We start from the raw sequence: 2,149 nt of genomic DNA, 5'->3' as shown, positions 1-2,149 counted from the left end.
GCATCCGGTTCAGTTTGTAAACTGCCGCCGTACACCAGCAAAGTACGATGCCCCTCCAGCCAGTGTTGGGTCGTCAGCCCCGGCGCAATGGCTTCCACCTGTTCCACCTCGCCCATCACCAGTAAGATACGCACCCTGAATCCCCAGAGCCGGCCATAACGACGGTGCAGGCGGGCGCCCAATTCATCGTAATCAAACTGTTTACTGACCGGAGCAGCCAATGGTGGACCCGGCTCCGGCTCCGTGACTTTGTCTTTGACAAACAAGGTGACCGTGATAAAACCCAGCATACTCACCACCACGATGAATACCCAGGCTATTCCAGCAGCCCGTAACAAATGATTGAGCGTCTCGGTATCGGTGGTTTGATGTTCTCCCCAAAACCACCATCCCAGACTGGCGAACGTCACCAGCAGGGTAATGGTTCCCACCAGTAAGATGAGTGTATTTACCACCGAAACCGGTTGTAATTTATTTTCTTGCAGTTTCATAAGATTTCACTATTCCAAACGCTAAAGTGTGTTGAGGATCGCGGGCCAACCAGCCACAGGGCTGACCGGTATTTTCCGCCGAGATAGCCGCCAGGGTTTGCACCACTACCGCTTCCATCTCGTTAATATTGCCCCAATTGAGATCCTGTACATGTTGAGTGATATTCCAGCCGGTCTTTTCCAGTGCAAGCTCGTCCGGCTGGGAAAACAGAAAACACGGTTCCGGTGGCTGCGGGATATCTGCCTGTACCAGCGCCCGGGCTGCCACATCCATAACCGGTTCATCATCCTGAGCCTGAAAATATTCACCGCGGGTCAACGCCACATTGCCGGTTTTTTTCAGTAACCAGATAAAAGCCGCTTCACCGGCAGGCAAGGCTGATCCCGCTTCACTGGCGACACACTGACAGCCGGCGCACAAAATAGTCGCCTTACTGCCCGTTGTCGCATTCAGCCGGTCAGTCATCTCATCCAGGGTATCAATACCGCGCCAGTATTGCGGCTGTTCGGGTAACACCACATCAGGAAACTGCACCGCCATCTGGGCGGCAAATCCCTGCCAGGTCGCCTCAGAACCGAGCCAGTAACAGTGCAGAGGCGTACACTTCAGGGGCGCCTGATGCTGACTCTGCCACTGATTCACCGCCATTTTCGCCAGCTGGATTTCTCGTTGTTCGATGTCAACGACACCGGAACGCCGGAGACGCACCGCCTGACCCTGCGCCTCCTTGATGGGTTCCGGGCGACGATGACTCTGGGACTGATTAATCACACTCAGCCACACATCAGGCGTGATCCCTGGCGGCCCGACTAACACCCAGTCCGTCAGCGCAATCTGCTGACGATGTTTACGCCACCAATGTTGCTGCACCCACTCAACCTGTTGCTGATAAATCCAGGCGTTATGCCGGGCAAAACGGTAAAACAGCCAGCGGAATAGCAGACATAACAGCCATAACGCCGCCAGTCCGGGGATCATGGCGTACAAGGCCGAAGCATCACCGATGTCAGGTCTTATCAGCGCGACGAGGTTACTGACCAGCAATACCCCGCCAGCCCCGGCGGCCAACCAGCGTTTAACGCGGGGCGGTGAAGCCTGACGATAGGGCAGAAAGGTGGGATAGACTTTCATGACACCACCTGATAATCGGGACCGGAACTCACCAGCGTACAGCCACATTCACAACGATGGCCGTCTAATGCCACGGGCTTGCCATCGATCAGGCAGGCGGCACTGCCTTGCGCAATCGTGGTCATGCCGTGATGGTTACACTGAACCGGATCGCCCTGACAGGCGATTGGTTGACCAAAACAGAGGTAATGGCCGGATAAGACCTTGCCACCGTACTCGCGTAGGCTGTCGCCCTGACGGATCACGTTCTTCATTGCTCAGGCCCTCCTCGCGGGGGCAGTTCCAGAATCTTGCCAGCCCAACGCGCTTTGAGCTTCTCTTTGGCGATTTGCATGCGTCGTTCTTCGATAAACTGTCTCTGCTGACGGGTCACCTCACCCACATTATGGGTGAATGCCTTGGTCTGCTCCGCGTCCGGTAACATGGGAATAAGTTCTTGGGTGGATAAATCGTGTACGCTCACTTCCAGCTGCGTGGCGTGAGTTTCGTTGATGGCATTCGCCATCATGTTGCCGATTTTTTTCCG

At 55.4% G+C, this 2,149-nt stretch carries 2 protein-coding genes and 2 pseudogenes; all 4 read right to left on the bottom strand.

Features of this window, described 5'->3' with window-relative positions; genetic code table 11:
* Window positions 1–491: pseudogene (locus AM629_RS20920) on the bottom strand (ImcF-related family protein); the annotation flags it as partial.
* Entirely contained in the window at window positions 472–1,623 is a 1,152-nt protein-coding gene (locus tag AM629_RS20915; protein WP_054481718.1) for a KPHS_23130 family T6SS system protein, read from the bottom strand. The gene AM629_RS20915 and the pseudogene AM629_RS20920, both read right to left, overlap by 20 nt.
* The gene (locus AM629_RS20910; protein ID WP_054481716.1) at window positions 1,620–1,877 is read right to left on the bottom strand and encodes a PAAR domain-containing protein; all 258 of its coding nucleotides are present in this window, start codon (window positions 1,875–1,877) and stop codon (window positions 1,620–1,622) included. The genes AM629_RS20915 and AM629_RS20910 overlap by 4 nt, the downstream gene beginning before the upstream one ends.
* Window positions 1,874–2,149: pseudogene (locus AM629_RS20905) on the bottom strand (T6SS phospholipase effector Tle1-like catalytic domain-containing protein); the annotation flags it as partial. The gene AM629_RS20910 and the pseudogene AM629_RS20905, both read right to left, overlap by 4 nt.

The organism is Photorhabdus heterorhabditis, from assembly GCF_001280945.1.
Classification (GTDB): Bacteria; Pseudomonadota; Gammaproteobacteria; order Enterobacterales; family Enterobacteriaceae; genus Photorhabdus; species Photorhabdus heterorhabditis.
This window is presented reverse-complemented; position numbering and strand designations above follow the sequence as displayed.